Origin of the sequence: Acinetobacter junii CIP 64.5 (assembly GCF_000368765.1) — a bacterium.
Lineage (GTDB): Bacteria > Pseudomonadota > Gammaproteobacteria > Pseudomonadales > Moraxellaceae > Acinetobacter > Acinetobacter junii.
In genome coordinates this window covers 150,341-175,744 of the sequence record NZ_KB849655.1, presented here as the reverse complement: position 1 = coordinate 175,744, position 25,404 = coordinate 150,341, and the positions used below count along the sequence as shown (strand labels likewise).

General features: G+C 38.3%; 21 protein-coding genes. 4 read left to right on the top strand and 17 right to left on the bottom strand.

All coding sequences use genetic code 11. The features are described 5' to 3' along the window. Position 1: 1 nt before the first annotated feature. From F948_RS06555 to ybaK, 15 genes are all read right to left on the bottom strand, one after another. Entirely contained in the window at positions 2 to 742 is a 741-nt protein-coding gene (locus F948_RS06555) for an adenosylcobinamide-GDP ribazoletransferase (RefSeq protein WP_004961760.1), read from the bottom strand. Beyond that, on the bottom strand, positions 739 to 1,338 hold the full coding sequence (locus F948_RS06550) for a histidine phosphatase family protein (RefSeq protein ID WP_004961757.1): 600 nt from the start codon (positions 1,336 to 1,338) through the stop codon (positions 739 to 741). Before F948_RS06550 ends, F948_RS06555 begins: the two co-directional genes overlap by 4 nt. Continuing rightward, a complete protein-coding gene (cobT, locus tag F948_RS06545) occupies positions 1,328 to 2,398 on the bottom strand; it encodes a nicotinate-nucleotide--dimethylbenzimidazole phosphoribosyltransferase (RefSeq protein ID WP_004961753.1) in 1,071 nt (356 codons plus the stop codon). The genes F948_RS06550 and cobT overlap by 11 nt, the downstream gene beginning before the upstream one ends. 1 nt (position 2,399) lies before the next feature. Next, the gene (gene cobU / locus F948_RS06540; protein WP_004961751.1) at positions 2,400 to 2,918 is read right to left on the bottom strand and encodes a bifunctional adenosylcobinamide kinase/adenosylcobinamide-phosphate guanylyltransferase; all 519 of its coding nucleotides are present in this window, start codon (positions 2,916 to 2,918) and stop codon (positions 2,400 to 2,402) included. A gap of 1 nt (position 2,919) precedes the next feature. Continuing rightward, entirely contained in the window at positions 2,920 to 3,543 is a 624-nt protein-coding gene (locus F948_RS06535; RefSeq protein WP_004961749.1) for a 2'-5' RNA ligase family protein, read from the bottom strand. A gap of 75 nt (positions 3,544 to 3,618) precedes the next feature. Further along, positions 3,619 to 5,748 (bottom strand): bifunctional mannitol-1-phosphate dehydrogenase/phosphatase, encoded by a 2,130-nt coding sequence (gene mtlD / locus F948_RS06530; RefSeq protein ID WP_004961746.1) that lies wholly within the window; start codon positions 5,746 to 5,748, stop codon positions 3,619 to 3,621. 197 nt (positions 5,749 to 5,945) lie between these two features. Beyond that, on the bottom strand, positions 5,946 to 7,205 hold the full coding sequence (locus tag F948_RS06525; protein WP_004961744.1) for an MFS transporter: 1,260 nt from the start codon (positions 7,203 to 7,205) through the stop codon (positions 5,946 to 5,948). 24 nt (positions 7,206 to 7,229) lie between these two features. Further along, positions 7,230 to 9,500 carry a TonB-dependent receptor gene (locus tag F948_RS06520; RefSeq protein WP_004961741.1) on the bottom strand — a complete coding sequence of 757 codons (2,271 nt, stop codon included), beginning with the start codon at positions 9,498 to 9,500 and terminating at the stop codon, positions 7,230 to 7,232. Positions 9,501 to 9,509: 9 nt separating this feature from the next. Further along, on the bottom strand, positions 9,510 to 10,745 hold the full coding sequence (locus F948_RS06515) for an MFS transporter (RefSeq protein ID WP_004961738.1): 1,236 nt from the start codon (positions 10,743 to 10,745) through the stop codon (positions 9,510 to 9,512). After that, positions 10,742 to 11,113 (bottom strand): hypothetical protein, encoded by a 372-nt coding sequence (locus tag F948_RS06510; RefSeq protein ID WP_004961737.1) that lies wholly within the window; start codon positions 11,111 to 11,113, stop codon positions 10,742 to 10,744. Before F948_RS06510 ends, F948_RS06515 begins: the two co-directional genes overlap by 4 nt. Then, positions 11,110 to 11,748, bottom strand: a complete 639-nt coding sequence (gene acbD, locus F948_RS06505; protein ID WP_004961733.1) for an acinetoferrin biosynthesis acetyltransferase AcbD — start codon at positions 11,746 to 11,748, stop codon at positions 11,110 to 11,112. Before acbD ends, F948_RS06510 begins: the two co-directional genes overlap by 4 nt. A 27-nt stretch (positions 11,749 to 11,775) precedes the next feature. Then, the gene (gene acbC, locus F948_RS06500) at positions 11,776 to 13,593 is read right to left on the bottom strand and encodes an acinetoferrin biosynthesis protein AcbC (protein ID WP_004961728.1); all 1,818 of its coding nucleotides are present in this window, start codon (positions 13,591 to 13,593) and stop codon (positions 11,776 to 11,778) included. Then, positions 13,590 to 15,071, bottom strand: coding sequence for an acinetoferrin biosynthesis monooxygenase AcbB (acbB, locus tag F948_RS06495; RefSeq protein WP_004961724.1), 1,482 nt, complete (start codon positions 15,069 to 15,071; stop codon positions 13,590 to 13,592). Before acbB ends, acbC begins: the two co-directional genes overlap by 4 nt. Continuing rightward, on the bottom strand, positions 15,064 to 16,848 hold the full coding sequence (locus F948_RS06490; protein ID WP_004961723.1) for an IucA/IucC family protein: 1,785 nt from the start codon (positions 16,846 to 16,848) through the stop codon (positions 15,064 to 15,066). The genes acbB and F948_RS06490 overlap by 8 nt, the downstream gene beginning before the upstream one ends. A 316-nt stretch (positions 16,849 to 17,164) precedes the next feature. Beyond that, positions 17,165 to 17,632, bottom strand: coding sequence for a Cys-tRNA(Pro) deacylase (ybaK, locus tag F948_RS06485; protein ID WP_004915690.1), 468 nt, complete (start codon positions 17,630 to 17,632; stop codon positions 17,165 to 17,167). 161 nt (positions 17,633 to 17,793) lie between these two features. Between ybaK and F948_RS06480 the strand changes: the two genes are divergently transcribed. From F948_RS06480 to F948_RS06465, 4 genes are all read left to right on the top strand, one after another. Further along, on the top strand, positions 17,794 to 18,099 hold the full coding sequence (locus tag F948_RS06480; RefSeq protein WP_004915688.1) for a hypothetical protein: 306 nt from the start codon (positions 17,794 to 17,796) through the stop codon (positions 18,097 to 18,099). Positions 18,100 to 18,295: 196 nt separating this feature from the next. Beyond that, on the top strand, positions 18,296 to 19,669 hold the full coding sequence (locus F948_RS06475; protein ID WP_004915684.1) for an ABC1 kinase family protein: 1,374 nt from the start codon (positions 18,296 to 18,298) through the stop codon (positions 19,667 to 19,669). A 236-nt stretch (positions 19,670 to 19,905) separates the two neighbouring features. Then, positions 19,906 to 21,192, top strand: a complete 1,287-nt coding sequence (locus tag F948_RS06470; protein WP_171057513.1) for an acyl-CoA dehydrogenase family protein — start codon at positions 19,906 to 19,908, stop codon at positions 21,190 to 21,192. Positions 21,193 to 21,214: 22 nt separating this feature from the next. Beyond that, on the top strand, positions 21,215 to 22,414 hold the full coding sequence (locus F948_RS06465; RefSeq protein WP_004915678.1) for an acyl-CoA dehydrogenase family protein: 1,200 nt from the start codon (positions 21,215 to 21,217) through the stop codon (positions 22,412 to 22,414). 69 nt (positions 22,415 to 22,483) lie between these two features. On the opposite strand, the gene gorA is transcribed toward F948_RS06465, so the two are convergent. Further along, positions 22,484 to 23,836, bottom strand: a complete 1,353-nt coding sequence (gene gorA / locus F948_RS06460) for a glutathione-disulfide reductase (protein ID WP_004961714.1) — start codon at positions 23,834 to 23,836, stop codon at positions 22,484 to 22,486. Positions 23,837 to 24,001: 165 nt separating this feature from the next. Continuing rightward, entirely contained in the window at positions 24,002 to 25,240 is a 1,239-nt protein-coding gene (locus F948_RS06455; protein ID WP_004961710.1) for an alkane 1-monooxygenase, read from the bottom strand. Between the last annotated feature and the right edge of the window lie 164 nt (positions 25,241 to 25,404).

The following is a 25,404-nucleotide window of genomic DNA, read 5'->3' as shown; positions in this document are numbered from 1 at the left end:
CTTAGATATAAAAGGAAGCGATCACAAAAGTTAATATTAAACCTGTCTCACTCAACTCTATGGCAGCACCTACCGTATCGCCAGTGATACCATCGATTCTCTTAATAAACAAAATTCTTAAGTAAACCAATATCAATAAAAAGCTGATTAAAGCAACTAACCCCATCCATTTAAATGCACAAAGTAATGCTAATGTAATGACAAAAACCATCCATGCTAGTGTTTTAGGAATAGAATCCGTTATTGACCGCCCTAATCCATTCGCTCGAACATATCGTGTTGTGAGAAATAAAAATAAAGGAACACTGCGACCCAGCATGGGTATTAAGATTAAAAATGCAGAGAGCCGTTGTTCTAGCAAGACATATAAAGCTGAAAACTTCATCAAGCAAACAATAACTAAACTTAGAACACCGATAGGACCACAACTTGGGTCTTTCATGATTTTTAAGGTCCGTTCCCGATCACCAAAACCACCTACCCAAGCATCTGCTGTATCCGCTAGACCATCTAAATGAAGTCCACCTGTAAGCCAAATCCAAATCACTAAAATAATGGTTGCAACAAGAATAATCGGTACTTTTACAAGAAGGATTGAAAGTCCAAATAGAATTAATCCTATTAGCAACCCTACAAGTGGATAAAAAAGTAAAGATTGACCATTTTGCTTTGCAGTTGGTATCTGTTTTAGTTCGATGGGTAAAACAGTCAAGAATTGCAAAGCGATCCAAAATGGTGTCATTCTTTGATTTCCTCAAAACTGAGACTATCGTTTTTATACATTTTTACTGAATACAATTGCCCAAGCTCAGCAGACATTTTTAATAAATCATTGAGATGTTTATGTCGTGCTAAACAAGTGAGTAATTTAATCACACCACCATGCGTAACAACTAATGCTCTATTCCATTGGTGTATTTTCATTTGAGTGTGGATTTCATCAAAGCCAACTTCAACACGCTGTAAAAATTGCTCTAAAGACTCACCATTTGGTGCATGGTATTTTATTGGAAATTGCCAAAAATTTGCCAATAACTCGGGCTCATTTTCATAAATGCTTTGAGTCGAAATACCTTCCCAATCACCAAAATACATTTCTTTGATATGCATATTTAATTGCAAAGGTATTTCAAGTTGCTCTGCTAAATTGATCGCAAAGACATGACAACGCTGTAAAGGTGAACTAAAAATAACATCCCAATTAGTACCTCCAGCGACATATTGCTGTATGGTTGATTGCATCTGCAACCAACCATTTTCTGTTAGTTCATCATCAGTATGCCCACGTAAAGTATGGCTTAAAGTTGTTTCACCATGTCGCAGTAAATCAAGGCGCAACTTTATCTCCTGTCACTGCAGCTTCGGCAAAGGTTGCCATTTGATTATGTAAAACACATGCCAATTGCAGCATCGACAATGCCGCGCCTGCACCACTTCCTTCACCCAATCTTAGATTCATTTTTAAAATTGGTTGCGCTTTTAATTCTTTAAGAATACGAACATGACCATATTCTGCTGATTGATGTCCAAATAGCATCCAGTCACGACAACTCGGCTGTATGCGAACAGCACATAAAGCTGCAACGGAACTAATAAAACCATCCACCACAATAGGCAAACCAATTTGAGCACAACGTAAATATGCTCCTGTCATGGCAGCAATCTCTAAACCACCCACGGCAGCTAGAATTTTCAAAGCATCATTCTCAACACTGGATTGATGGAGTTCAATTGCCTGATTGATGACTGCAATTTTATGTTGTAATTGTTGATTATTAATTCCTGTTCCGACACCTGTCAGTTGTGCTGCATCTTCATTCAACAACAAACATGCGATGGCTGAAGCAGAACAAGTATTGCCAATCCCCATTTCACCAGCGATAAAGATATCAGCCTGTTCTGACTGAGCTAGCTCCACACTGGCTTTACCTAATGCTAATGCAGCAAAACATTCTTGTTCAGTCATTGCAACGTGTTGAGCAAAGTTGGCTGTTCCTGCACGAATACAATGTCGCACTACACCGACATAATCATAGGGATCGCCTACCGTTCCACAGTCAATCACTTGTAACTGTGCCTGATGATGTTTAGCAATAACACTGATTGCTGCACCGCCAGACGCGAAATTTTGAAGCATTTGACGTGTCACGGCTTGAGGATAAGCTGAGATATTTTCTTCAACTACACCATGGTCACCTGCGAAAATCGTGATCCAAGGTTTTTGAATTTGGGGATGAACTGTACCCTGTAAACTTGCTAACTGAATCGCAAGCTGTTCTAACTCTCCTAAAGCCCCTGTTGGTTTAGTGAGTTGTTGTTGTCGTTGTTCGGCTAGATGTTTAGCTTCCAAATCAATTTGTTTTGCCGATTCTGTGTACCAAGCATTTTGTTCAGTCATGTTAATTCTCATCTTTTAAAATCATTGGAAAGCCTGCAACACAAAACATCACTTTATGAGCAAGCTGTCCTAATGCTTGGTGCAATCGACCAGCTTCATCCACAAATCGACGGCTAATTTCACCCATTGGCACGACGCCTAGCCCTGTTTCATTACTGACTAAAATAATTTCAGATTTAAGTTTGGGTAATATTTCTAATAACTTGTCTGTCTGTTGTTGCTGCAAATCTTGATCTTCAACTAACAAAAGATTGGTCAACCATAAAGTAAGGCAATCAACCAAAATGATTTGATGTTCTTGATCTAGTTTTAATAATTGATCCGCCAGAAAAATAGGCTCTTCACAAAGTTTCCATTGCTTAGGTCTTTGCTGCTGATGATGTTGAATTCTTTGCTGCATTTCATCATCTAAAGCTTGCGCCGTGGCGACATAAATCACAGGGATTCCACGCTGCTGAGCTATATTTTCAGCCAATCGGCTCTTACCCGAACGTGCACCACCCAAAATTAATTGCAACATATTAACCTAATACCATTTGATGATAAGGATAAAGTAATCCTTGTAAAATCTGAGCCTTATAATAACCGAAAGTCAATTGATTCACTTGAATTTTAATTCTTTTGGCTTCAAAGCTTTTTATTCGCTCCAAAACAAGATCACTACTCCATGCATCGTTATAAAGTCCAATCGTAATATGTGGACAATATTGCAATGCCGCTATTTCATTCGAGACAAGTGCAAGCTGAGAACGGATTTTTTCTAAAATTTTTTCTCGATCGATGATTTGAATAAATAAAGCACTACTAAAACTATCGATCGTTGTGAGTTCTAATTCAAAGGGTTCAAGTTGTAATTGATTGATAGATTTTAGATGTTGTAAGAATTGTTCATGTGAAAAATCATCATTGTATGGAGAAAGATGGGTATTTAGAAAACCGCACACGAATAACGTAATGTGATACTGACGTTGATTCGACGTAATAAGGAAATCTGAGAAATGTATTTTGATCGAATCTAAATATTCAACTAACTCTGGTTGATCAATTTCGATATACCACAAAGCATAATCTGTCCGACCATGATGCCATTCTGGATAGTCGCGAATTTCAGTTTTTACGAGTTGAGTAAATGTTTGTAATAACACAACGACGATAACGTTCTGACAGTTGTGTTATTCAAACATAATTTACTGGCAAGATTAAATAATTTTAAAAATCATTTAGGCTGTTTCAAACTCTGCATTTTTAACACGAAAAGATTGCCCTAGCTCTGAAATCTTTAATTCAGCAGACATTGCTGTATAAATCGAGTCAAACAAATCTTTCTTTTCATGCTCAGTAATGTCCATTTGCTCAATAGAGTTTTGTAAATGCATAATCACATCATCAACAGGAATTTCTAAAAGCTTAACCGAGTACACATAACCCGAAACAGCACCTTGTAATAAGTACTTATATGGCAATTGTTGCACGATATGATTTTCAATACTGCCGAGTACGCGTTCGTTGTAACCCAGTTTTCTCAATGGATCACGAGCAACACGCTCACATGGATCTTTATAAGCAGAACGGCATGAGCTCATAAAACTTTCAGCCATGCGATCAAGTTGTTTGGCTTGATTCGGAACGATATTTACCAATCCAGCTTTCACCTCACTCACCAATTGCTCAGCAAATTTCTTGATCTTGTGATCTGCTAAAGCAATTCCAATCATTTCATGATCAATAAGACGCGCCTGCCAAGCGATCATGGCATGGCAGCCATTCCAGAGGCGATTTTTAATGATTTGAATATCTGAGATTTGATCAACTAAGATCATTTGGCGCATTTTATTTAACAGCGGACTTCGATTTTCAACATAGATCGGCATATCTGTTTCGCTATGGAATAAAATTAAATCCATATTTTGTAAAAACTGCCCCGCTTGGAACTGTTCGCGCATTTCCACTAATGATTGGCTGAGCTGACGTTCCTGTTTTTCAGTTAATGCTGTTTCATCTGATAACTCAATCGTTTCTTCATTTAAATCAGCTTGATACTGTTTAAATAAACGATGCTTAATATTGAGTTGGCGATACAAAGATTGATCACTCAATTTTGAGACCATGCGATTGACCACCGTATCACAAAAATAATGCTCACTTAAAATATGCTCAGCAATATCTTCATCCGTGATCTCAAGCAAAGCTTCACGAATATGTTTGAGCACCAAATATTTTGCACAGACCTTGTTTAAAATAATTAGGAAAGTGATTGGTTCATGATTATTCAAATCTTGTGACATGAAACGTGCCAATAAACCTTTAGCAATTATTTTTGATTCAGATGCTATCGCATGCTCAGGCAAACATAACGCTATAAGACTAGATTGCGTGTACATTTCAAGCATCTGTTTGTCATTATCAGCATCAATAACGGTCAAGTTATCAATTCGCTCGTCAAAAGATGATTGCCCATATCGAATACTGTAGCTACCAAAACTGTTCACTGATTCCAAATACAATTTATTTCGCGTGGAAGCCAAAATACGTCTTGGACGCGTATATCCATCCCAATGTGAAAGAATTTGAGCAATATAACCACCGCCAATTGCGCCAAAACCATGAATCCCTACGGTTAATTGATTCAAACTTTGCGGAAATGGTTCTTGTAGTTGTGGCATATCCATTTCAGGAATGTACTGATCTAAAGCATTTAAATATTCATACAGATCCTGATAATAAAAATTTGCTTTCGCTAACATTCGATCATTTGGTTCTTTAATATCTTTAAATAAAATCGTAATACCACCCGCATCATGAGCTGAACAGATTCCATTTTCTGAATCTTCAAACATCAAACACTGACTTGGCTGTAAATTTAATTTTTGTGCAGCCGTAATAAAAATTTCTGGATGAGGTTTACCCTTTTCGACTTCATCCCCACACACTAACAGATCAAAAAATTTATAAACATTGGCATTAATTAAGTATTCTTCTGCTATCGCACGTCGACTAGATGTCGCAACTGCCATTCTTAAACCTGATTTACGTAATCGTTCTAAAACTTGAATTAAACCTTTTTTGATTGGAACACCATTGTGACGCACAGATTCCAACTCAAGCTCATCAGCACGTTTTCTAATCGCTTGATATGGAACATCTTCCCCATAAAATTTCTTTGCAAGTTGCTCTGCAGTTTTTGCGCTCAGACCTAAGCACTGCATTAAGTATTCATCTGAAAATTCCTGTCCAATAAGCTCTTCTGATGCTTGTTTCAATGTTTCAAAGCGTAATCGCTCTGTATCAAACATTGTTCCATCCATATCAAAAAGTGCCCCTTGAACAGGAAAATCATGAAAAATCAACATCTTTACTCCTCTTATATTGTTTTACTTCTAATAGGCTAACTCAGAAATGAGCTTAAATTTCGACCGTTAAATAAATGAAATAAATTTGATTAATAAATAACCAAATAACCATCTATGTTTACGTCCTAAGATGTAGTTATGTAAGTTTCCTTGCTTTTTAAAAGAATATATGAGTGATTTTTGATCATATTAAGCGTTTAATCTTCGACAAAAGAACTCACTTCTTCTCCCTTTTTGACTAAAACCCACCCTATACATATCCCAACCAATATCATTAAAGCGAATAAAAAATAGAAAGGTAGATTTTGATCAAATTGATATAAATAAGTGCTAACTAGAGGACCAAAAATCAAGCCAAAAGCTTGAGTTGCAGTGCAATATCCTGCCATTTTAACTTGTGAATCTTGTGTAACTGCTTGTGCTGCCCCTGTTGTAAATGCAGGTAATAAGCAAGCGACTGAAATACCATAGAAAATATAACTGGCTTGAAATACCACAATACTTTGTGCATAAAGAGATAGTAGCAACCCAAAGCACATGGTCAAAATGCCGATTAATACAAGACTATGTAGTTGTAGCTTAATCACTTTTACGATCAGCAACTGTGTCACCACCAGACAGATACCAACAACAACCATACATTGAGAGAAATACACTGCGCTTTGCTGACTACTCAGAAAGAATTTATCTTGGATATAAAATCCAGCAGTCATGTTTAATGTCACGATTGCAACATAAGTAGAAAAACCTAAAGCCAACCAAATTAAACTTTGCTTGATAATATTTTGTTGATTCAAAACTATATTTGAACTTTGTTCTGATGGCTTATCTGCATCTGACCGTATATCACTCTTTTTCTTAAAAAACATACTGAGTGCCAAACTGACTAATGCCAGTAAAGCAACCGCGAACCACATCGGAAATAATAGTCCACCATACAATAACAACGAAGTCGCCAAAGGTCCGACAATCATACCAAAGCTGTTCATCGCACCAAACAATGCCATATTCTTGCTACGAGTCGTTGTTTCAGCTGATTCTGTCATGACATAACTTTGTAGACCGATTTGTGGCATTGCCATAAAAATGCCAGTCGAAGCACGACTTAAAACCAACAAAATGAAAATCAACACTGAAGGCAAAATCGCCTCAAAGCCCAAAGCCAGTATGAAAGTAAAAAGCGCCCATGTTATGGTCATTCCCATAAAACCATAATTCACTAGATTTTCTGGAGATTTATTACTTTTATTTTTAGCAACCCATATTGAAGCGATCGCCATACAGATCGCTCCTGCTGAAACGATCACTCCACCTTGGAATTCGGATAAATGTAGCTGTCGAGTCAAAGGTGCCAGTAAAGGAAGTATCATGGAAAAACACGTTCCATTGATTAACGCAGCCAAAGCTAAAAATTTTAAATGATTGTTCATCATGGAATTCATCAAAAGAAAAGGCATCTAAAAGATGCCTTTTGGATAAGATTAGTACTTGAGAGTATAGCTCAAACCATAGGTACGACCTTGAGCAGCCAAGCTCGAAATATCGCCGTAAACCGTTGAAACTGCTTGGCTATAAACAGACTTATAGTCAGTATTCCACACGTTATATACACCAAAACCTAAAGTCCCTGGACCTGCTTTTGCATTGGCAATCACATCCATCACTGCAAAACCTTTGATTTCTGCTGGTGGACGAGTACTACCATTCGCAATCGCATCTTTACGTGCTTCATCCGTACCATCAATAGCCAAAGCTTGTACTCGTAAACCTAAACCATCATTGAATTGCCAGTCTGAATAAACCGTTGCTTTCAAAGGTGCTACACGAATTGCATCTAACTCTTGCCATTTACCATTTGAGTTTTTGAACTGACCACGTGTATAAGCTAAAGTCCCACCTACATTCCAATCATCTGAAACGGTGTATTTAACATTACCTTCAACACCATACACACGTTCATCTGTATCAATAACTTCAATTGCAAAACTTGGAGGACCAAATTTCAATGATTTATCAGATTTGTTATAAAACGCAGTGATCCCAGTGCTTAATGCATCATCTTGTAGACGCCAGCCCAACTCAAAACTATTTACTTTGATTGGATCAATTGTTTGGTTACTTACGACAAAGTTTGCAGGAACATCTCTTAGCATACGTTGTACATCAGGTAAATTTGCACCTTGCGAGAAATTTGCAAACACCTGTTGTGCATCAGTTAAATGATAAAGTGCGCCTACATTAAAGAGTGTTGCATCATGCTTAACTGAACCACCTTTTAAAGTTTTAGCTTGGTATGTTGGAACGAAATCGGCAACCATTGCTTCAGAATATGGAACTGAGTCTTTAACATCACTATCGATGCGCTCATGACGAATACCTGCTTGTAGATTTAAGCGATCAGTTGCTTCAAATTGACTTTGTAAGAAGAAACCAAGCTTTTCAGTATCTACCTCAGGACCAAAAGCATAATTATTTAAAGGCTTAAACTTTAGACCATTACTACTGATAAAAGTATTTAGATCATAAAGTTGTGCTGTTTGTCTGCCATTTTCCTTATCATAATCCACACCATAAGTTAGATTTAATGCACGTTCTGCCAGATTGAGCTTACTTTGAAGTGCTAAACGAGCACCAAAAACATCAATATCTGTTTCTGATTGAGTAACAATAAATGTTCTTCCACCTGGAATGGATGCATGTGCTAAAGCATTTGCACTTGGGAAGAATCGCCCTTTTTCAGTACGATAATAGGCCTCTGCATTTAAAGTCTGACCAAGAAAATCCTGATTTTCATATTGTGCATTTACTGCACTACGCTTAGTACGTGGTTGAGTATCAAGCTCTAAACCTTTTACAGCTTTTTGACTAGGTTTTGCGCCTCGAAGTAAAACAGCTAAACCTAGACCATAATCAGCGCCATATTCACTGTCCTGCTCATCATTATAGTATTGCGCACCGATACTTAATTTTTGCTTATCTGCCAACTGCCAGCTTAAACGACCATTCACATCTACAGTTTCAGTATCTTGACGATCTGTTTGTGCAACTTCTGGACCTACACGATCACCTCGACTATCTTGAATTTCACCGCGTTGTGTATAGCTAGCACCTATAAAACCACTCCAATCCCCTTGGTTAAATGATGCAGACTGAAACGCTTCATAAGCTAAAGCATCACTTTTGAAATTATCACCTGAAGTAACGCCGAGTTTGGTTTCAAAATTTACACCATCACCCGAACCTCTTTTGGTGATGATATTGATGATCCCACCAGTAGCACCTGCACCATAAATACTACTTGCACCTGACACGACTTCAACACGTTCGATCATGTCTGGGCTAATGCTATTTAATTGGCGTGAACTATCGCGTGATCCCGTTTGCGGAACACCATCAATCATATATTGCACTGTACGACCACGCATGGTCATCCCATAGTTACTAGTCGTACCTGAACTTGGTGTTAAAGATGGAACCAACAGTCCTAAAATATCTGCGGTACTTTTACCAGCAGCAGCTTGTTTTGCAATGTCTTCTTGGCTAATACTGTAAACAGTTCCCGCAATCTCAGCGATACTTTGAGCTGAGCGAGTTGCTGTCATAACAATCGGTGCCAGTTGAGTTGGCTTCTCAGCCTCAACCGTTGCACTTTGATTTACGGTTGAAGTCTGCTCGACATTTTGAGCATAAAGTTGCGTACTGATCGCCAAGCTGAGCAGTGTTAATGATGTCGAAAGTGAACGAACTTTCATAAATGACCCCTAGATGAGTTGTTGCGTTTGTTTTGCTTTGCGAATAAGCAGTTGACTAAGCAACACGCTTAAAACAGATGAAACTGCGAGAATGAGATAGAAGTTTCCATAACCAAATGCTTTGGCCAAGAAACCTGAGACTGCACCGCCAATGAAATAAACCAATAGTTCGAAGCAAACTAAAATCGTAAAATCAGTACCAGCTTGTTCTTTGGAGCTGGTCTGCATGAAATGTGCATATAAGGCTGTCATTGCGATATAGCGGATGGCAAGAATGACAATTACAAAGCCACCAAGAAGTAAATGCCATTGATTCAACCAACTGAGCAAAACGGCTACACCCAACAAGGCGTAAACCAAACTACGTGCCCAACCAGCCCAGATCAGCAATTGTGTTGCGGCTATTTTTTTTAATAAAAATGCAGCTGAAACAGCGGCTAATAATCCAATCCCTGCACCTATTACTGACATCAGTACGCCGATCTGTGCCAACGACCATTTCTGATCAATCAGCATCGGATTCAGCATCGCCATAGCTGGTGCTTCGACAATTCGATAACATACAATCAAAGCTAATGCCCATAACATTTCTGGACGTTTAAATGCACGGATCAGACTTGGCGGCTGTTTTGAGATTTTCTCTACATGTGATTTTTCTTTAATTTGGAAAATAGCCAACATCGTCAATGCTGTCATAGCGGCTAAGGAAATCAGTGCAGTTTGCCAACCATAAAGCTGATACAGCCATAAAGTTGCTGCTCCACCAACCATACTGCCAAGCGCAACACCTATACTTTGTGCCATACTGCCTAATCGATACTCAGATTCTGTAAAGGTTTCGACCGTATAGCCATCAATTGCGATATCTTGAGTTGCAGCAAAAGTTGAAATCCATAAACCGATAATAACAAATACACCAAGACCGTAATCGAATTGGGTAAGTGCCAAAGCAACGACCCCCAACACCAAAGCTATTTGCGTAAACAAAAGCCAAGTTTTACGTTTACCGAGTTTTTTGAAATAAAAACGATCAATTAGTGGTGCCCAAAAAAACTTGAATGCCCAAGGAATATAGAGCAGCGACAACATGCCAATCCAACGTAAATCTACGCCTTGATGACGCAGAATCGCAGGTAAGGCCACATTATAAAAATATAGTGGTAAGGCATGCGCGAGATATAAAACCACCACGACACTCAGGCTCAAGGCTGAGACTTTCTGAATATTTAATGAATTTTGATTCATAAATACCTCTGCAAAGCCCATTGTGTGGCTTCAGCTTTATCTACGCTCACAAAATATGGAACATGCCAAGCTTTGTGCAGAGCTGGTGTATCCAATCGAATACGATCTTCTTCATCTTGAGCAATACGAGCAAAACCCAAGCAATATTGGTAAAAATCTTGTTTATATTGTTTATACCATTTGCCTTGGATTGCTCTATATTCTTCAGGAAATTCAGTATTTACATCGGTTTGCATGATCAACACGAAATTTTGCTTATGTTCGAAATAGTGCTGAATCCGTGCTAACCATTGTTCAAATTCTGCAACAGAGACATTCGCCGCAAAGCGCATGTCTAAGATATGCATTTCATTGATATATAAGCTCATGTAACACTCAGGAGTTTGGCTGGCTGATCTGCTAGCTGTTGTTGTGAGGTTTGGTAATAATCCCCAAACTTGTTATAAAAAGTTTCTCTAAAGCAGTAATACAACATTGCCGTTTTTTCTGGCATAGGAATGAGACGTTGAGTCTCGTAGCAGAGTTCTGCAACCACAGCGGCATAAGGTTTAACCGTATGATCAGGCTCACCCACAATTTTTTTAGCTTTCGAATGTTCAAAAATGTAAAAGCTGAGTAGACGAATGGTTGGGCGTAAAAAGCCCTTACCAAACACAGATTTATCACCAAATAGCAAATGCCAACCGAGATCATTGTCATCACCTTCGTAATAACGACCTAAACGATCACGCTTACCTTCATAGATCTCGGTATAGCCCACATCTTTGCCATCCACACCCACAATCAATAAACGTTGATGGTCATCCGCCAGCATCTTGTCGAAGTAAACTTGTAACTCTAGTTCCGATTTATTTAACTGCCACTGAGGAATTACATGTGGCTCATGCATCCATTGATGTAATAAAGGAATATCCTGAGGATATTGCACTTGGCGTAAGTAGTACTGTGTACCATCTTCAAAGTATTCAAAATAATCTGGCAATTGCTGAGAGATTGTTTTCATATCGAACCTATAAAATGACGAATAAAATTAGCCCGCTTTCGCTTGGCGTGGTTGTTCTGCCCATGTTTTCAATGTTTCTGGGCTAACTGGATTTGCAATAGGATCAAGGAAGACAGGAACAGGACGTTCTGCTTCATCGTTATAACTTGTGGTAAATAGACGTACACGGTTTAGACAAATTTTGGTGTAAGTTGGACGCAGTATGGCGAATTTATCAGCACGTTCAGCCAGTTCTGGATGTTTTTGGTTAAACTCAACAATCGTGTTGGAAATGGTCTGCCAAAAATCAAACTCAGAATATTCAGGATAGTCTTGCAAGAACACATTACAGATATAACGGTAATGCACCATGAACAGACCAGTGAAAATAAAATGGCTTAGATCGATCGCTTCGTGACGGAGTAATAAGTCTGCTTCAGATGGTAACTGAGCTAACTCAGGAAAATCCTCATCCACTAAATTGATATCATCAATGAAGTCTTTTAATACCATTGCTTTCGGCACACCATTTTCATGTACCAACATCGTGTTTTCGCCGTGTGGTGAAAATGCCAAACCATAGCGATACAAGCAAAGTAACAATGGACTCATGCACACTTGAGCAAATTGAGCTAACCAAGCTAAAGGACTTAATCCTGATGCTTTGATCAGCACGCTCAGGATCGATTGACCAGAAATATCACGATGTAATAGAGCTGCTTGAGAGAGAACTTGTTGTGATGAATCAACATAGCGATCAACACTTTCACGCCACAAACAACCAAATAGTTCTTTAAATTGGTATGGTGCGCCGTCAATGCGGTCAAAACATGGCTGGTGAATGGTTAAAGTTGCAACCTCACCCAAGAAAATCACACCTGTATTTTGTAAGTCTTGATCTTGTTGATGAATCTGTTTTAACCATGCGGTCACTGCTGGAGCAGCAAGATTACGTTTTGAGGGTAATCCACGATAAACAGCAGTATTAAAAATACTGACTGGCAGTTTAATGTAATGACGTTGTAGATTTGATGTATTGCATAATGTGCGAATGGACTGCATTGGCACATAACTATCTTGACTGATATTCAGTTCAATAATTTTCTGATCAACAATTTCATTGGCATAAGTTGGCACGAGCCATTGGTGCCATTGCCATGCATGTACGGGAATCAAAAAATAATTTTGTGGGTCTAGATTTTTTTCTTGAAGAATATTGATGAATTGCTGTAGTTCATTGGCATCAAATTCATGTTGATATAAACCACATGCAATCCAATCTTCAGTACTTCGATACTCTGCTAAATCACGATGTACAGCTAACCACAACACTTTAACTTCAGGAGAAAGTTCTGGCGCTGAGCTAAGATAATCATCATAACCAAAACCCATACGCCCCTTACTCATGATGAGCCAAGGATGACCTCGTAGCATGCCTTCAACTTTGTAATGAGGCTCAGTCAAAACCGCTGTGCTTGGCAAACGCGTTTCATTGAATAAATGTGCTTCTGCCAACCAAGTATTGTTCATTTCTTTGATCAAATATGCTTTGGTAAATGGCTTAACATTAGAACTGTCAGACATTGCGACAATGAACTCATGTAAGTTCCAAGCAGGTTGATCATTTTCCTGACTATGAGTCACATCACGTACCGAAGCTTCCTGAATATTCCAGTGTCCGAGTAGATATTGATTTCCTTGAAACTCATACTGACGATTGCCTAAATCTAAGCGATAATGCCCTGCTGACAATGCTTTAACTTCAATAATTTCTTCATATAGAAACTCTGCAATCGCCATTTCAATAAGACGTTGCCCTGCGGCACGCCATTGCTGCTGATTAATTTTTAAAGTTGCAAAGTTCATATCAGTTTCTCATAAGTTGAATGTACAGAAGCAGTTTGTGTCCGTGTGTTTGCACCACGACGATTAGGATGCGCCGTCATCACGTTCTGTTCTGTTTTCTTGAAAATTGAATGGTTTTTATTGGCAGAATTTTCGCAAAGGCACTCGTTTGATTGTGCTTTGTCATCTGCCATACAAATTTTTGGATTTTGAGAGAGATTAAAGTGTTGGAATGTCTGCGCTTGATTGCCTAATTCATAAAGAGGCTCAGCAAGCAATTGATTAATGATCTTTGCTGCACGATAAGCACCAAGACCTAAATCAGGTGTGCCGACACCATGACTATGCATTTCCTGATTTTGAACAAAAATATGACCATTCAGCCGATGTACAACACGATAGTCGTCTGTAATCTGCCAACGCTGTTTATGATCAAACTCGATGTATGGCTTGAGCAACTGCATAAAACCAAAATCAGGCGTGAAATAACCCGTCGCGGCTACAAGAAAATCACAGTCGAGATGAAAAGACTGAGCTGTAGCACGATGTTCGAAATGCAGTCGGATTTTTTGTGTATCCAATACTTCCGCATCTTTCAAATCACATTGACTATGTAAATGTGTCTGTATGCTTTGACCTGCAATGCTACGGTGATAAAGCCTTTGATAAATTTCCCGAATGGTTTTTGCACTAATCCCCTTGTATAACAAGGCTTGTTGTTTTAACTGCTGTTCCTTCTGCTGCGCAGTCAAATCATAAAAATGTTGAGCATAATCTGGACTAAAATGTTCCAAACCTAATGGCGCATACTCCATTGGGAAGAAACCTTGAGAACGGGTAAACCAATGCAAATCAAACTGATGATTGTCGGTATCTTGCTGTTCGTCAAACAAGTCGATAAACACTTCAGCTGCGGATTGCCCCGAACCTAGTACAACAACATCGCCATGTAAATCTGTATCTGCATGCGTCATATACTGTGCTGAATGCAGACATTGTTGCGGACGGACTTTCTGAATCTTTGCCAAACATTCAGGCAAATAAGGCACATTACCACTTCCAATCACTAAATGACGGCATAAATAACTTTGCTGAACACCATTTGATTCAACGACTACTTTAAAACCTATCGTTTGGGGTTCAATCCTCAAGACACGAGATTGGTATTCGATACAATCAAGTTGTTCTGCAACCCATTGGCAATAATGGTTGTATTCACAACGCGGAATATGTGGCTGCTCTAGAAAATAAAACTTATACAAACGTTGATGATGACGCAGATAATTTAAAAAGCTAAATGGACTGGTTGGATCAACCATTGAGACCAAATCAGCCATAAACGGTACTTGCAATACCGTATTAGGTAGTTGCATACCTGCATGCCAATCGAATTGTGCCTTTTGCTCAAAAAACACGTAGTTGAGTGAGCTTTTGTTTTGTAGCAAACTAGCAAGACTTAAATTAAAAGGTCCTAGACCAATTCCAATAAAATCAAGCATAACTGACATCCTTCTGTGAAATACGCAGCGGATTTGGCAGTTGCACGTAAACAGACTGATTTTCGACAGGCGCGATCAATTCGTCTAACTCATGCAAACGTGTCAGCAAGTTACCCTTATAAGGCAGAGTTGAATTGAACAGTAATCCTTGCACTAAGGTGCTCTCAGGGTATTGTTGTAATTGTTCTTCTAAAAATTCAGTTAAATTCGCTAACAATTCATCTTCAGTGATATAGCCTGTCGCACCGATGGCATTAATAATCCCAAACAAGGTATTGCCGAAGAAATAATAACTAAAACGCTCATCCACAAAATCTTTCGGACCTACCGCAAAGGCTTTTTCTTTCAGCTCAGGCAGCGCTTGTAGAATTTCAGTCGCAAACTCTTCAATATAATAAAAACCTTGGTTATCACGCAGCCATAAAGTTTTAGGAAAATGATTTTCCAGTTCTAACAACACATTTTGCTGATGTGATTCAAATGCCATTCCGAAACGATGGTATACATACATCAAGGGTTGCAAACTGACTTCGAGGAAACGAGTAAACCAATCTAAAGCAATCTCTGAAAAATCCATCTCAGGATGAGCTTTTGAAATCTTGGCAAATAACGCGTTAAAACGATTTAAAGATTTGCTTGGATGATCCTGACACAAGGATGCAATACAAGTGACTTGCTGTTGAGGATGGAAAGGCTGATCTCTAAAAATGCAGATACTTTCATTAATCACTTCATCATCAATTTTCAAGGCGATCCAAGCTGGGTCATTGACTGCCCTTAAACTTGGACATTTTTTTAGAATATTCTGACCAAACTCACTGTGCCACAGACGATGTGTTAATTCACCACGATGACATTCTTTGGCTAAATTCACTCGAATAGAATTGGTAATCATCACAGAAAGAGATGGCTTCACCATCCACGGAGCGTTGAAGCTTGCCAATGTACGAATGGATGTTGTTGGAGAGAATTGCCAGCCACGTAAACCTAAATCAATCAATTGCCCTGTTTGCTTCAATCGTTCAAACCAAGCTTTACCCTGTAAATAACGAGCTTGCCAAGGATGCAATGGGAGTAATTTATATTCGCTATGGGTTTTAACTAGATTGAGATCATTTTCAGATAAATACCACTGTAATGCCGTTTTTAATTGCGCTGAAATAGGTTCATCAGTCGCACTACCTTCCGCAATGAAATCTTGGTGCACTAGCCAATAATGAAGTTGTGTCTTGCCTTTGTGTTCAGGTGAAAACTTTAGCCAATCCTCATGCACAAAACCTGTTCTACTTTTCGGCGCTGGGTGCATGCTATGCCCCAAAATCAATGCCTGTTCAGTTTCAATAAAGCTTTGACCAGCTTTAACCAAGTCATCAAAATCAGCTTCACGTTGTATTAAAAACTGTTGCAGTGCATCACGGCTTTGAATCCACTTTTCTAGTAAAGAAGCAGCATCCAAAGGTAAAGACGATTCAGAAACTAGTTCTTCAAGTAATAAGCCAACGATTGCAACTGGACTAAATGATTTTGGCTGACCTGAAATTACGATTTGAGGAAGATTAGCTAACCGATGTCTACCAACTCGGCTGACATAAGATAATGGGAAATCACATTGAGCATGAATTGAATTAATCGGAATAGATAATAGCGTCAAACCTTGGCTAAACGCTTGTTGTTGCGGACTTTGCTGTGTTTTATTAAGCAAGTGACCTTTGCCAGTTTCTTGCGTATATGCGTTGACGAAATGTTGTATCGCCAACCGATTGGCAAGTGATTGCATCTGTCGGTATCCTCTATAAAGAGAGAGTTAGTTTTTTTTCGAATGTTTGAGCTCAAAACACTTCTCAAATACAGCAACGACTGCATATAAGATTAAAGTAATGATAATAATTATCATTTATAATAGCAATTACAATATTTTCCTAGCAGTTTATTATTCAAAACATTGATTAATATAGATAAAATAAAGAAATAGAAGATTATAGATACAAAAGATAATAATTCTCATTATTGTATATTCTAATGAAAATCTTAAACTTTATTGTTTTAGTAGATTGAAGTATTAAAGCATAAGCTATAAATGTCAAATAAAGCTCCTAACTATCCAATATATCAGAGAAAGTTGCATTTAATAACTTTGCTAGATCATCAGGATCTAAACCAATATCCAGCCCTCTTTTCCCACCACTGACATATATTTTATTAAATGTCTGCGCCGTCGCATCAATGACGGTTTTTAGACGTTTCTTCTGCCCTAATGGACTAATTCCACCAACTAAATAACCAGTCAAACGTTCAGCATCTTTAGGATTTGCCATTTGTAATTTCTTACATCCCACCGCTGCTGCAACTTTTTTTAAATTGAGTTGATGGTTTACAGGTAAGATCGCAATAAAATAGTTTTTTTCATCTGTGACCATTAATGTTTTGAAGACTTCTTCTACACGTAAATTGAGTTTTTCAGCAGCTTCTAAACCAAAACTCTTCGCGTTAGCATCATGTTCATATTCATGAATCGAGAATGCTATTTTATTTTTTTCCAATAACTTACAAGCTGGTGTCATTTGATATCTGGGTTATTTCGATGATTCTTAAGTTTGATGAGTGTAGCATTTTAAAAAAAATATTTTCAATCTGCTTAGGCTATTTTGAATAGTGTTCTTGATAATTATTTTTCAAACCTTATATAAAGACTGAATGTAATTGAGAAAGGCGCAAAAACTTCATGAGTTATAAACATAATAATCTGATGGCGATGCGTCAAAGCTACTGGGATGATGAATCTTCTTCTACCGTTCAAGCTGAAAAGCAATTTCTCCGTGATACTTTGGTTGAAGAAGGTATTTTCGAGAATGCGACTTTAGACGACACCAAGTACTTTTTCTTCACATTACCCAGTATTATTATCGTGAAAGCTCATGCTTTAGGTTTTCATCATAGTATTGTCAAACGTATGTTGATTAAGCATATACATACAAACCGAGCAGCTCTAATGCGTAAATCAGCCCTTAAAATTCAGTTTAAAATTTAGTACATATGTATAAATAGCTGACTTAAGCGATCTCCAATTTGCTTAGGCTATTTAGATATTGTTGACTTAAATCACAAATTTAGACTGATAATTCAAGCGATTGAACTATTTTAATACGTTCAAACGCTGTAATATCCACTACAATTTAACTCTCGGCTTTCCTCCCCCTCCGATTTCAGCATAGGATTTTTCTTTCATGTCAGATCAGAACGATAAGCTCAAGAATCTAAAAACCTCGTCTGTGGATCGTCGCTTATCTATTGCAAAAGCTTCTTTACTTGCTGGAACTCGTTGGGCAACTGCAAGTGCTACCTCTATGTTTTCTAGTGAGGAAGAAAAAGAGAAGAAACGTAAAAAAGCGATGGCTGATCAAGCCCATTATTTGGTCTCTGAAATTGGAAAATTAAAAGGTTCAATTGTTAAAATTGGACAAATGATGGCTTTATATGGTGAACATTTCTTACCAGAAGAAATCACTCAAGCACTCAATACGCTGAATAATCAAACTGTTGCTTTAGCATGGCCTGCAATCAAAGCTCACTTGCATGAGCAACTAGGTTCGAAACTCAATGATCTAACGATTGATCATGAGCCAATCGGTACTGCATCATTGGCACAAGTTCACCGTGCAATTCGTAAATCTGATGGTTTAGAAGTTGTATTGAAGATTCAATACCCTGGTGTTGCAGAAGCGATTGATTCTGACATGAATCTTTTCAAAAACATGCTGAAACTCACACGAATGGTTCCTCAAACACGTGAGTTCGACCAGTGGTTTGATGAAGTTCGTGAAATGATGCACCGTGAAGTGAATTATGACATTGAGGCAGCGACAACTCGACGTTTCGCAGAACGCTTGAAAGATGACCCGCGTTATATTGTTCCACAAATTGTTGATGAGTTCTGTGCTGACAAAGTTCTGTGTATGACATTTGAGCGTGGAGTACCTATCAACAGCCCTGTTATGCTTTCTTTACCTCAAGAGCGCCGTAATCAACTTGGTGAAGCTTCACTAGAAATTGCAGTACGTGAGCTGTTCGAATGGGGTGAGATGCAAACTGATCCTAATTTTGGTAATTACCTTGTCCGCTTAGGCAATGGTGATGATGTAAAGGATAAGATTGTATTGCTCGACTTTGGTGCAATTCGCCAATTTGATGACAATCTACTTTCTGTCGCACGTAATCTTATCCATGCAGGATATGATCATGACAAAACTGCTATGGTTAAAGCGATGACAGGTTATGAATTTTTTGATTCGATGCCTGAAAGTGTAAAACCAGGTATGGCGGATGTGTTTTTAATTGCGACCGAAGCTTTTAGTAACCCAAGCAATAATCCTGATATGCCTGCTGGTGTGATGGATGAACAAGATCGTTATGATTGGAAAAAAAGCCAACTACATAGTCGCGTAATGCAGCAAGCTGCTCAGTCTATGGCTTCTCGTTATTTCTCAGTCCCTCCTAAAGAATTTATGTTTATTAGCCGTAAGTTCATTGGTGCTTATACCTTCATGACAGTGATCGAGGCTAAGACAAATGTTCGCAAAATGATTCGTCAATTTGCATAAACCAAATCAATTCAGTCATATTGACCAATCTGCTCTGTCAGTTTGGTCAATTTTTTTTTGCTATAATTTTTTTTAATTTTTTTAAATTATTTAAAAACATAAACTTATTTATCTTTATTCACTTAATTAACCCTTTATCCTTCTAATATTGACACGTCAAAGAAGACATAGTTTTTTTAGCTTTAGCATGCGAGCATAAATTCACAATCATCCTCTAGGATAAAATCATGTCAAATATGATGAATAAGGCTCAAGGTCTCGGGCAATCATTGATCACTAAAATCGCAGGAAGCGAAGTGCTCGATCAACTCAAATTAAGAAAGTTTGTAGAAAAGTCTCTATACCAAGGTTCAAAAACTGGTTTTAAAGTTCTAACAAAAACTCAGAAAGCTTTTAAGCCGCAATCAATTGACAAACAACGTTTACCAAATCAAGTTAATAAAAATCTATTTGATTTAGGATTGACTGAAGAGCAACAAATGACATCAGATGCGATGTCACAATTTGCTCAGGAAGTGCTTTACAATTTAGCGCATGATGCAGATCACCATGCACAATTCCCAGAAGAACTTTGGCAGCATTTGGTTGATTTAGGCTTGAACTACTATGCATTACCTGAGGCTTTAGGTGGTGTTGCCGCAGAACAAAATATTGTCAGTAATATCCTAATTGCTGAAAACCTAGCTAAAGGTGATTTCAGTCTTACAGCTGGATTATTAAGCACATTCAGCGTGATCAATGCCATCACTCGTTGGGGATCAACACAAGTACAAAGTATGTATTTGTCTTGCTTTGCTGAAGACACAGATATTACAGCGACATTTGCATTTCAAGAAGCGACCCCTGCATTTAATCCATACCAATTAAAAACGAAAGCCACTGAACAAAATGGTCAGTTCTATATCACAGGTGAAAAGACTTTAGTCGTTTTAGGTGATACTGCTGATGTCTTCCTTGTCAGTGCAGAATATAACGGTCAACCTGATATTTTTGTCGTGCAATGTGATGAAAGCATTGCCATCAAATCAAATCCAGCGATGGGTCTAAAAGCTGCTGAAACTGCTATCTTACAGTTCAATCGAACTCCAGCTTTACGCTTATGTGATGCTGATTTCGATTACACAGCATTTGTAGATCTTGGTAACTTGATGTGGTGTGCGATGGCTGTAGGTACATGCGAGGCGATAAAAGCATACTGCATCAAATATGCAAATGAACGTACAGCTTTCGGTGAGCCTATTTCTCACCGCCAAAGTGTTGCTTTCATGATTGCTGATATGGCTATTGAAATTGATGCTATGCGCATGTTGGTACTTAATGCAGCGAGTTTAGCTGAAGCGGGTCAACCATTTCATCGTGAAGCTTACCTTGCAAGACTTTTGTGCGCTGAAAAATCCATGAAAATCGGTACGGATGGTGTACAGATCCTAGGTGGTCATGGTTTTACCAAAGAACACCCTGTTGAACGTTGGTATCGTGATTTGCGTGCTACCGCAATCTTACATTCTGGCTTACACGCTTAATTGATCATTCGAGGATATTACAATGAATTTACAAAATCCTAAAAAATTCAAAATGATGGTTGATCAGGCACATGAAGTTGCTTTGAATGTACTGCGCCCAATTTCAAGAAAATATGACAAAGCCGAACATGCCTATCCAAAAGAATTGGATATGTTGGCATCATTAATTGATGGCATGAATGAAGGTGGCGAAGGAATAAATGCAGGTGCCGCTGTTGGCAAACGTGGAGAAACTGAGTCAGGTAACAAAAACGGCAATAATATGTCGACTGCACTCGGTATTATCGAAATGTGCTATGGCGATACGGGTTTATTGTTAAGTATGCCTCGCCAAGGCTTGGGTAACTCTGCTATTGCGGCAGTAGCAAATGACGAGCAACTTGAACGTTTTAAAGGGACTTGGGCAGCCATGGCAATTACTGAACCAGGTTGTGGTTCGGACTCAGCTGCTATTCGTACAACTGCAACTCAAGATGGTGATGAATACATCTTAAATGGCGAAAAAATCTTTGTCACTTCAGGTGATCGTGCCGATTCAGTTGTAGTTTGGGCAACACTAGATAAAAAGCTTGGTCGTGCAGCTATAAAATCCTTTGTTGTACCCAAAGGTACGCCAGGAATGGAAGTTGAACGTTTGGAGCATAAACTAGGAATTAAAGCATCAGATACTGCTGTCATTAGTTTCATAGACTGTCGTGTTCCTGCTGCCAATCTATTAGGTAATCCTGAGATAGATGTCGCAAAAGGGTTTGCTGGAGTTATGGAAACTTTTGATAATACCCGACCTCTCGTTGCAGCAATGGCGATTGGTTGTGCCAAAGCATCACTCGAACGTATCAAAGAAATCTTCAAAGATCAGCTTGATCCAGACTATAAAACACCTTATTTACAAACCTCAAACTTAGCTGCGCAAATCTATCGGATGGAAGCTGAATGGGAAGCTGCTCGCCTGCTTATGGTTAAATCCACATGGATGGCAGACAACAAAAAACCAAACTCAAAAGAAGCTTCTATTGCCAAAGCTAAAGCTGGTCGTGTTGGTAATGAAATCACGCTCAAATGTGTAGAACTTGCTGCAAGTGTAGGTTATGGTGAAGATGAATTACTGGAAAAATGGGCACGTGACTCAAAAATTCTAGATATTTTTGAAGGTACTCAACAGATTCAGCAATTGATCATCGCGCGTCGAGAATTGGGTAAATCATCGAGCGAATTGAAATAATTTGGCTTAATTCGAAAACTAATAAAAAGGACGTTAAATTAACGTCCTTTTTTGAAATATAATTCTCGTTTATCTCATCGTCACAAACTCTTCCGCAGAAGTCGGATGAATTGCAACGGTATTATCAAAATCTCTTTTTGTTGCCCCCATTTTCAAAGCGACTGCAAAACCTTGTAGTATTTCATCCATGCCAAAACCTATACCATGGATACCCACAATTTTTTCCTCTTCACCAACACAAACCAATTTCATTTTGGTTGGCTGGCGATGCTGTGTAATTGCACTATACATAGCGGTAAAAGAAGAATTATAGACTTTTACTGACTGCTCTCCGTACTGCTCAATCGCTTCTTGTTCTGTAATACCAACAGTTCCTATCGGTGGATGGCTAAACACCACTGTTGGGATATTTACATAATCTAGATATTCATTTGGTTTATTGTTAAATAATCGTTCAGATAGTCTCCGACCTGCAGCAACAGCAACAGGTGTGAGTTCCATTTTCCCAGTAATATCACCAACAGCATAAATCCCTTTCTGAGTTGTATTTTGGAATTTATCAACTTCAATATAACCACGATCGTTCAACTGAACATTGGCTTTATCTAAATTTAGATTTGCTGTATGTGGCTCGCGTCCAGTCGCCCAAATTAGGCAATCGACTTTATGCACCTCACCATTTTCTAAATGTAAATTAACTGAACCATCGATATTTTTAGTCACTTTTTGAGGGATAGCTTGTGTATGAATTTTCACGCCATCAGCTTGCATTACCTCAACCAAAGTTTCACTTAAGAACTGATCAAATCTTCTGACAGGAAAATCTTTTCTAATGAACAATCCAACTTGTGAGCCTAATGCATTTAATACCCCTGCAAGCTCAACAGCAATATATCCAGAACCAATAACTGCTGTTGTTTTTGGTAAAGCACTCAGTTCAAAAAAGCCATTGGAATCAATTCCATATTCAACACCTTCAATCTTAGGCAATGATGGCTGTGTGCCTGTTGCAATCAATATATGATCAGCAGTGAAAATTTCACCGTTCACTTCAATTGTATTTTGATTTACAAATTGGGCAGCACCTTGTATCAAATCAACATTATTTTTACTTAGGCTATTTTGATATGACTGATGAATTCGATCTATATAGGCTTGTCTGTTTTTAACTAAAGTTTGCCAATTAAAAGATTCAATTTGGGTATTAAATCCATAATCTTCAGCATATTTTTGGATTGATTCAGCGATATGTGCTGCATACCACATTACTTTCTTGGGTACACAACCGACATTTACACATGTTCCACCAATTTCAGACCTTTCAATCAAGGCACATTTCATTCCATACATTGCCGCTCGATTGACTGATGCAATACCACCACTCCCACCACCTATAGCAATATAATCATAATGTTTTGTCATATTTGCCTCTTAAATAATCAGAAATTCTTTTTAAAGTTAAATATCTAAATAGATATACAGTATAAAAAATATAAAGCATTTGTTATTAATGGTTTTAATACAAGAAAATAAAAAAGCACCAATCATCTCTGATTGGTGCTTCTGCTTTGGGAGCAGCTTTTCAGCTTATTCCGTAGTTACAGTCTCTAAAGATGTTTGTTCAAGCGATTGATCAACGACACCAAACTTCTTGAAGATCTTCGCACGACGTTTAGGATAAATGTTCGCTTTGTTTAAATCACCTTTGTAGTGTTCAACAACTCGTTTATCCATCATTTTAAACCATAGAGGTGGAATGAGTGCTGGTAATAGCATACTTGCATAACCACTTGGCAATTCTGGCGCTTCGTCGAAATGACGCAATGCTTGGAATGGACGTGTTGGATACGCGTGATGGTCTGAATGACGCTGTAATTGATACAAGAATAAGTTCGTTACGATATTATTGTTGTTCCAGCTATGCTCTGGCATAGTACGTTGATACTTACCATTTGCATCTTTTTGACGTTTCAAACCATAGTGTTCGATATAGTTAATCACTTCAAACAAACTAATTCCGTAGAATGCTTGAGTCGCTAAATAAGGAATCACGCCTTTGCCGAATATACCAACCATAGAACCATGGAAAGCTGCGCTCATTCCCCAACCTTGAAGCAACTCATTGTCTAATGACCAGAACTCTTTGCCTTTACGTTTTAGACGAGTCGTTTCGATCTCAATCGCAGATTTCAAAGAACCGAAAACTGTACGTGGCCAAAACTCATAGAACGTTTCGCCCATTTGAGAAGATGCTGGATCTTCTGGTGTAGCAGCACGTTTATGGTGACCATAAGGATGTTCAACGCGGAAATGGTTATAGCCAGTTGGTACAAGCGCTAAGTGCGATAAAATATGATCAAGACGATCATGCTTATGGCTAAGCTCATGCGCAGTATTGATTGCAATACCGTTGATCGCACCCATTGAGATACCAAGTAAAATTTTATCTAGGAAAGAAGTATCTTTACGACTAGTTAAATAACACGCATAAATGTTTGCAGCATACTGTAAAGGAATGAAAGTTTTAACAAGACGCGCATAGTATGGATCTTGTTCTAGTAACTTCACTTGCTCTGATGTTGGGTTATTTGCATCTTTCCCTACGATAGTATCAATTGCAGGAATCACAATATGAAGTAAGATAGGACCACCTAAGGCAAAGATCTTTTTTAGTGGACGTGGTGCAAGTTGGTAACCACCTAATATCCCAATACCAATCACTGGTAATGCAGGACTAATTGCCCATAAATAACGTTTACGATCCAACTCTAACTTTGATTTTACTAGAGGCGCAAGTGGCTGCTCTACATTTACTGGCGCATTCATAATCATATCCATGTCTTTGTATATATACATATTTTGATTGAAAATGATTGACATGACAGTAGCAAACGTCCAAAAAACCTATGTCAGCGTCTTTGGCATAATCCACCCTGTTTTTGTCCCTTAAACACATATTGAATTATTAACCCTACTTCCTATAATCTAAC

What these genes read in the sequence shown, in the direction of transcription:
- acbB (WP_004961724.1), bottom strand. Translation starts at nt 15,071, where the DNA reads ATGCTTGATTTTATTGGAATTGGTCTAGGACCTTTTAATTTAAGTCTT.
- F948_RS06470 (WP_171057513.1), top strand. Translation starts at nt 19,906, where the DNA reads ATGATGAATAAGGCTCAAGGTCTCGGGCAATCATTGATCACTAAAATC.
- cobU (WP_004961751.1), bottom strand. Translation starts at nt 2,918, where the DNA reads ATGTTGCAATTAATTTTGGGTGGTGCACGTTCGGGTAAGAGCCGATTG.
- acbD (WP_004961733.1), bottom strand. Translation starts at nt 11,748, where the DNA reads ATGAAAACAATCTCTCAGCAATTGCCAGATTATTTTGAATACTTTGAA.
- F948_RS06520 (WP_004961741.1), bottom strand. Translation starts at nt 9,500, where the DNA reads ATGAAAGTTCGTTCACTTTCGACATCATTAACACTGCTCAGCTTGGCG.
- F948_RS06475 (WP_004915684.1), top strand. Translation starts at nt 18,296, where the DNA reads ATGTCAGATCAGAACGATAAGCTCAAGAATCTAAAAACCTCGTCTGTG.
- gorA (WP_004961714.1), bottom strand. Translation starts at nt 23,836, where the DNA reads ATGACAAAACATTATGATTATATTGCTATAGGTGGTGGGAGTGGTGGT.
- F948_RS06515 (WP_004961738.1), bottom strand. Translation starts at nt 10,745, where the DNA reads ATGAATCAAAATTCATTAAATATTCAGAAAGTCTCAGCCTTGAGCCTG.
- F948_RS06510 (WP_004961737.1), bottom strand. Translation starts at nt 11,113, where the DNA reads ATGAGCTTATATATCAATGAAATGCATATCTTAGACATGCGCTTTGCG.
- cobT (WP_004961753.1), bottom strand. Translation starts at nt 2,398, where the DNA reads ATGACTGAACAAAATGCTTGGTACACAGAATCGGCAAAACAAATTGAT.
- ybaK (WP_004915690.1), bottom strand. Translation starts at nt 17,632, where the DNA reads ATGACACCAGCTTGTAAGTTATTGGAAAAAAATAAAATAGCATTCTCG.
- acbC (WP_004961728.1), bottom strand. Translation starts at nt 13,593, where the DNA reads ATGAACTTTGCAACTTTAAAAATTAATCAGCAGCAATGGCGTGCCGCA.
- F948_RS06480 (WP_004915688.1), top strand. Translation starts at nt 17,794, where the DNA reads ATGAGTTATAAACATAATAATCTGATGGCGATGCGTCAAAGCTACTGG.
- F948_RS06555 (WP_004961760.1), bottom strand. Translation starts at nt 742, where the DNA reads ATGACACCATTTTGGATCGCTTTGCAATTCTTGACTGTTTTACCCATC.
- mtlD (WP_004961746.1), bottom strand. Translation starts at nt 5,748, where the DNA reads ATGTTGATTTTTCATGATTTTCCTGTTCAAGGGGCACTTTTTGATATG.
- F948_RS06525 (WP_004961744.1), bottom strand. Translation starts at nt 7,205, where the DNA reads ATGCCTTTTCTTTTGATGAATTCCATGATGAACAATCATTTAAAATTT.
- F948_RS06455 (WP_004961710.1), bottom strand. Translation starts at nt 25,240, where the DNA reads ATGAATGCGCCAGTAAATGTAGAGCAGCCACTTGCGCCTCTAGTAAAA.
- F948_RS06465 (WP_004915678.1), top strand. Translation starts at nt 21,215, where the DNA reads ATGAATTTACAAAATCCTAAAAAATTCAAAATGATGGTTGATCAGGCA.
- F948_RS06490 (WP_004961723.1), bottom strand. Translation starts at nt 16,848, where the DNA reads ATGCAATCACTTGCCAATCGGTTGGCGATACAACATTTCGTCAACGCA.